Raw genomic sequence first — 6,548 nt, forward strand, 5'->3', positions numbered from 1 at the left:
GTGAAGGGGGCCTTCACGGCGCGTCAATCCACAAAGGACAAAGCCAGAGCGCCGCTCAGGCGACGAAGACGCCAGCGGCGGCCGCGGCCGCCGCGGCACGCGCGGCGAGCCGGGCGTCGTCCAGGCTGAGGGGTTCGCGTGAGATGAACAGCCGGTAGAAGATCGGCCCGCTCGCGGCGCGCACGACCTCGTCGGGCGAGGTTCCCGAAGGCGCTTCGCCGCGGGCGATCGCGCGGGTCGTGATCACGGCGCAGCGCGCGTGCCGGTCCTGGTAGAAGTCATGCAGCGCCCCGGCGGCCAGGTCCGCCTGGAACGCCGCGAGGATCGACGCCGTCGGCAGCTCACGCATGCCGGGGGTGGTGAAATACCCGACGAGCTCGGCCAGCATCTCGTACAGGTCGCCGGCGAGCGAGCCGGTGTCGGGAGCGGTCCAGTCGTCCTCGGTGCCGAGGTGGAACGCCGCCGCGACGAGCCCTTCGGCGGATTTCCAGCGGCGGTACACGGTCGTCTTGTGCACGCCGGAGCGTTCGGCGACGGCGTCCACGGTCAGTTCGCTGTAGCCGCGCTCGGCGAGCAGGTCCAAAGTGGCGTGCAGGACGGCGAGCCGGGTGCGCTCGGTGCGCCCGCCGGGCCGCTGGGTGCCGGGTAACTCCGTTGCCAACCGCTACTCCCGTTGCGTTAGTGTGCCCAGTATGCCAGCCCTGGACTTCGTCACTCCCTTTTCGGCGGCCGATGTGACGCCGATCGCCGATCTCATCGGCGACGCGAGCATTGTCGCGATCGGTGAGAACAACCATCACATCCACGAGTTCGGGCTGCTGCGCGACAAGCTTCTCCGCCACCTCGTGGAGCATCGCGGCTTCACCGTGCTCGGCTTCGAATCCGGCTTCCCGGAAGGACACCTCGTCGACGCGTGGCTTCAGGGCGCGCCCGGCGAGGTCGCCGACATCGGCCGTGACGGGTTCACCTTCAGTCTCGGCGATTCGCCCGAGGTCCACGGCATGCTGACGTGGCTGCGGGAACACGGTGGCGTCCGCTTCGCCGGGCTGGACGTGCCGAGTTCGGGTGGGTCGCCGGTGCCGTCGCTCGACGCCGTCCGCGCCTATCTCGCCGAGGTCGACGCGGACGCGGTGTCCCTTGTGGACGCCGCGACGGCGGCGGTGCAGCCCTACATCGGGGTGAGCAACGCGGTCGCGATGGAGCGCTACAAAACAACGAGCACCACCGAGCGTGACGCCGCGACAGCCGCGCTGTCCGTGCTCGTCGCGCACTTCGATGCGCTCGCCCCGGCCTACCGGCAGCGCGGCGGTGCCGAGGCCTTCGCGACGGCGCGCCACCACGCCATCGGCGCCCTGCGGATCGATCTGCACCTGCGCGAGGTGACGGCGATGATGTCCGGCACCGCGCCCGCGATGGGGAGTTCCTCGCGGGACACGTACATGGCGGCCACCGTGCGGCTGCTGCGCGAGCGCGCCGACGCCAAGATCGTCCTGATGCTCCACAATGGACATCTACAGCGGACGCCGTTCACCGCGTTGCCCGGGATCGCTTTCCCACCGGCGGGCATGCAGCTCGCCGAGGAGTTCGGTGACGACTACTTCGCGCTCGGCATCACTGCCACCACCGGGACGACCACCGGGCTCGCCCCGCAGGAGGGCACCCGCCTCGGGTTCCGCAGTTACGAACAGAAGCTGGACGCTCCCGCCGAGGGCAGCGTCGAGGAGGCACTCGCCGGCGCTGCCCCGTGCCTCGTCGATCTCCGCGCCGACCGCGCCAGCCGCGCCGCCGGGAACCAGGGCCCGGCGAGCATCCGGCACGCGCACATGGCCACGCCGGCCGACGTCGTCCACGCCTTCGACGCCCTGGTCTGCCTGCCGCGGATGTCGGTCAGCGGGAACGTGCCGAAGGAGTGACCCGACCGGCGTCAACCGTTCGGGCGACATGGGCAGCGCCGAGTTGCCGGTGCCTCCCGGCGCGCGATACCACGCAGACATGACTCTGCGACGTGGGCTCGGAACGGCGATGGTGGCGCTCGTGGTGACGGCGGCCGGGCAGGTGCCCGCGCAGTCGAGCCCCCAAGGCGTTCAGCCGAACCCGCCGAGCTGGGGGCTCGACCGGATCGACCAGCGCACCGGCCTCGACCAGAACTACCGCTACGCCACCGAAGCCGCGGACGTGACGGTGTACGTGATCGACAGCGGTGTCGACGCGAAGCACCCCGACTTCGAGGGCCGCGTCGCGCCGGGCAAGGACTTCCTCGGTGACGGCACGGGAACCGACACCGCCGACACGAACGGCCACGGCACCCGGCTGGCCGGGGTCGCGGCGGGAAAGACGTTCGGGGTGGCCAAGAAGGCGCGGATCGTCCCGGTCCGGGTGATCGACAAGGACGGTGGCGGGGCGACCGAGAAGATCATCGCCGGGATCGACTGGGTCCGGCAGAACGCCCATCAGCCCGCGGTCGCGGTGCTGGGCCTCGGCGGCGCGCCCAACGAGAAGCTCGACGACGCCGTGCGCGCGCTCGCCGGGGTCGTCCCGGTGGCCGTCCCGGCGGGTGGCTCCGGGTCCGATGCGAGCGCTTTCTCCCCCGCGCGGGTGACCGAGGCGCTGACCGTCGCGGGCGGTGACATCCAGGACAAGGCCTCGCCGAGGTCGAACTACGGCTCGACCGTGGACCTCTACGCGCCGGGCGTCGACATCCCCGGCCCGGTGGCGGGCGGCCAGGGCGCGAGCCCCATCACCGGCACGTCGATGTCCGCCGCGTTCGTCGCCGGTGCCGCCGCGCTCTACCGCTCGCGGCACCCGCAGGCCACCCCGGCCCAGGTCGCCGACGGGCTCGTGGCCGCCGCGTCGAAGAACGCCCTCGCCGGAGTGCCGGACGGCACCCCGAACCGGCTGCTGTACACCTCGCCTGCCTGACCCGGCGGGTACCCCGATGCGGTCGATGGATCACGTTCGGTGCGTCATGACGTCCATCACCTGGACAACGCCTCCCGTCCGGTGGGAGACACCGGTAACGTGCGTCACCTGATTCCACCGCACTGAAACACCACGAAGAATCGGGAAGGACCGGGCATGTTCCGCAAGGTGCTGGTCGCCAACCGGGGCGAGATCGCCATCCGTGCGTTCCGCGCCGGCTACGAACTCGGGGCGGGAACCGTCGCCGTGTTCCCGCACGAGGACCGCAACTCGCTGCACCGGCTCAAGGCCGACGAGGCCTACGAGATCGGCGAGCCGGGACACCCGGTCCGCGCCTACCTCTCGGTGGGAGAGATCGTCAACGCCGCCAAGAAGGCCGGCGCCGACGCCGTCTACCCGGGTTACGGTTTCCTGTCCGAGAACCCCGATCTCGCGCGCGCGTGCGAGGAAGCGGGCATCACGTTCGTCGGGCCGAGCGCCGAAATCCTCGAACTGACCGGGAACAAGGCCCGCGCGGTCAAGGCCGCGCGCGAGGCGGGCGTCCCGGTGCTCGGTTCGTCGGAGCCGTCGTCCGACGTCGACGCGCTCGTCGCGGCGGCCGACGAACTCGGCTTTCCGGTGTTCGTCAAGGCGGTCGCCGGTGGTGGCGGCCGCGGTATGCGCCGTGTCGAGGATCCCGCGCTGCTGCGGGAATCCATCGAGGCCGCGGCGCGCGAGGCGGAATCGGCGTTCGGTGATCCGACGGTGTTCCTGGAGAAGGCCGTCGTCGAACCGCGGCACATCGAGGTCCAGATCCTCGCCGACGGCGCGGGCAACGTGATTCACCTGTTCGAACGCGACTGTTCGGTGCAGCGGCGCCACCAGAAGGTGGTCGAACTGGCCCCCGCGCCGAACCTCGACCCTGGACTGCGGGACCGCATCTGCGCCGACGCGGTGAAGTTCGCCCGCCAGATCGGCTACCGCAACGCCGGGACGGTCGAGTTCCTGCTCGACCGCGACGGCAATCACGTGTTCATCGAGATGAACCCGCGCATCCAGGTGGAGCACACGGTGACCGAGGAGGTCACCGACGTCGACCTGGTGCAGTCGCAACTGCGCATCGCCTCCGGTGAGACGCTGGAAGATCTCGGTCTCTCGCAGGACAGCGTCTACCTGCGTGGCGCGGCGCTGCAGTGCCGGATCACGACCGAGGACCCCGCCAACGGTTTCCGCCCGGACACCGGGATGATCAGCGCCTACCGCTCGCCCGGTGGCTCCGGTATCCGGCTCGACGGCGGGACGGCCTTCTCCGGCACGGAGATCAGCGCGCACTTCGACTCGCTGCTGGTCAAGCTGAGCTGCCGCGGCCGCGACTTCCGCACCGCGGTGGGCCGTGCCCGCCGCGCGGTCGCCGAGTTCCGGATCCGCGGTGTCGCCACGAACATCCCGTTCCTGCAGGCGGTGCTCGACGATCCGGACTTCCGCGAGGGCCGGGTGACGACGTCGTTCATCGAGGAACGGCCGCATCTGCTCACCGCGCGGCACTCCGCCGACCGCGGCACGAAGCTGCTCACCTACCTCGCCGACACGACGGTCAACAAACCCCACGGCGCGCGGCCCCGCACCCTCGACCCGCAGCTCAAGCTGCCGAAGGTGGCCAACAACGCCGTGCCGCCCGCCGGGTCGAAGCAGAAGCTGGCCGAGCTGGGGCCAGCCGGATTCGCTAGCTGGCTGCGGGAATCGCCGCTCGTCGGCGTCACCGACACCACGTTCCGTGACGCGCACCAGTCGCTGCTCGCCACCCGGGTACGCACCAAGGACCTCCTCGCGGTCGCGCCGGTGGTCGCGAACACCTTGCCGCAGCTGCTTTCGCTGGAATGCTGGGGCGGCGCCACCTACGACGTCGCGCTGCGTTTCCTCGCCGAGGATCCGTGGGAGCGGCTGGCGAGGCTGCGCGAGGCGGTGCCGAACATCTGCCTCCAGATGCTGTTGCGCGGCCGTAACACCGTCGGCTACACGCCCTACCCGACCGAGGTCACCACCGCCTTCGTCGAGGAGGCGACCGCGACCGGGATCGACATCTTCCGCATCTTCGACGCGCTCAACGACGTCGAGCAGATGCGGCCCGCGATCGAGGCGGTGCGGGAGACCGGGACGGCCGTGGCCGAGGTGGCGCTCTGCTACACCTCGGACCTGTCCGATCCGGCCGAGAAACTGTACACATTGGACTACTACCTGAAGCTGGCCGAGCAGATCGTCGGCGCGGGTGCCCACGTGCTGGCGGTCAAGGACATGGCGGGCCTGCTGCGCGCGCCCGCCGCGGTCCGGCTGGTTTCCGCGCTGCGCAAGGAGTTCGACCTGCCGGTGCACATCCACACGCACGACACCGCGGGCGGCCAGCTGGCCACCTACCTCGCCGCGATCGGGGCCGGGGCGGACGCGGTGGACGGCGCGGTGTCGTCGATGGCGGGCACGACGTCGCAGCCCTCGCTTTCGTCCATTGTGGCCGCGACGGATCATTCCGACCGCGTCACCGGGCTCGATCTGCAGGCGATCGGCGAGCTGGAGCCGTACTGGGAAAGCGTGCGCAAGATCTACGCGCCGTTCGAGGCGGGGCTCGCCTCGCCGACCGGCCGGGTCTACCACCACGAGATCCCCGGCGGCCAGCTGTCGAACCTGCGGACCCAGGCCATCGCGCTCGGCCTCGGCGACCGGTTCGAGGACATCGAGGCGATGTACGCGGCGGCCGACAAGATCCTGGGCCACCTGGTCAAGGTCACCCCTTCGTCCAAAGTGGTCGGTGACCTCGCGCTGCACCTGGTCGGCGCGGGTGTCTCGCCCGAGGACTTCGAGGCGGAGCCGAACAAGTTCGACATCCCGGACTCGGTGATCGGCTTCCTGCGCGGCGAGCTCGGCGATCCGCCGGGCGGCTGGCCGGAGCCGTTCCGCACCAAGGCACTCGCGGGCCGGGCCGAGGCCAAGCCGGTGACCGGACTGTCCGAAGAGGACCGGGAGGGGCTGGCGAACGAACGCCGCCGGACGCTCAACCGGCTGCTGTTCCCCGCGCCGACCAAGGAGTTCGAGGCGCATCGCGAGCAGTACGGCGACACGAGTGTGCTGCCCAGCAAGGACTTCTTCTACGGGCTGCGGCCGGGTGAGGAGTACTCGGTCGACCTGGAGCAGGGTGTCCGGCTGCTCATCGAGCTGGAGGCGATCGGCGAGGCGGACGAGCGCGGGATGCGCACGGTGATGGCCTCGCTCAACGGCCAGCTCCGGCCGATCTCGGTCCGCGACGCCTCGGTGGCCGCCGACATCCCGGCGACCGAGAAGGCGGAGAAGGGCAACCCGAAGCAGGTCGCCGCGCCGTTCGCCGGAGTGGTCACGCTGCAGGTCGCCGAGGGTGACGTCGTCGAGGCGGGTGCCACGGTCGCGACCATCGAGGCGATGAAGATGGAGGCGTCGATCACTGCGGCGGGCGGGGGCAAGGTCGCGCGGCTCGCGATCAACGCCGTCCAGCAGGTCGAAGGCGGAGACCTACTGCTCGTCCTGGAGTGAGCTGAATGGGTGGGTGGCCGCCCCTGGTGGGGGGGGACACCCCACCAGCCCCGCCTGGGCGGGAACCAACACCCACCGCAACCCCCCCCAACCCC

General features: G+C 70.8%; 4 protein-coding genes. 3 read left to right on the top strand and 1 reads right to left on the bottom strand.

The genetic code is table 11. From position 1 onward, the window contains the following. Nucleotides 1–55 precede the first annotated feature (55 nt). Nucleotides 56–661, bottom strand: a complete 606-nt coding sequence (locus tag ACFWX1_RS32150; RefSeq protein ID WP_378393516.1) for a TetR/AcrR family transcriptional regulator — start codon at nt 659–661, stop codon at nt 56–58. A gap of 31 nt (nt 662–692) precedes the next feature. On the opposite strand from ACFWX1_RS32150, the gene ACFWX1_RS32155 reads away from it, so the two are divergent. The 3 genes from ACFWX1_RS32155 to ACFWX1_RS32165 all read left to right on the top strand — a co-directional run bounded on the left by ACFWX1_RS32155 (nt 693) and on the right by ACFWX1_RS32165 (nt 6,453). Next, nucleotides 693–1,913, top strand: coding sequence for an erythromycin esterase family protein (locus ACFWX1_RS32155; RefSeq protein ID WP_378393517.1), 1,221 nt, complete (start codon nt 693–695; stop codon nt 1,911–1,913). A 79-nt stretch (nt 1,914–1,992) separates the two neighbouring features. Next, entirely contained in the window at nt 1,993–2,919 is a 927-nt protein-coding gene (locus ACFWX1_RS32160) for a S8 family peptidase (protein ID WP_378393518.1), read from the top strand. A gap of 156 nt (nt 2,920–3,075) precedes the next feature. Further along, entirely contained in the window at nt 3,076–6,453 is a 3,378-nt protein-coding gene (locus ACFWX1_RS32165) for a pyruvate carboxylase (RefSeq protein ID WP_378393519.1), read from the top strand. Nucleotides 6,454–6,548: the final 95 nt, after the last annotated feature.

Source organism: Amycolatopsis sp. NPDC059021 (assembly GCF_042739895.1).
In the GTDB taxonomy this organism is placed as follows: Bacteria; Actinomycetota; Actinomycetes; order Mycobacteriales; family Pseudonocardiaceae; genus Amycolatopsis.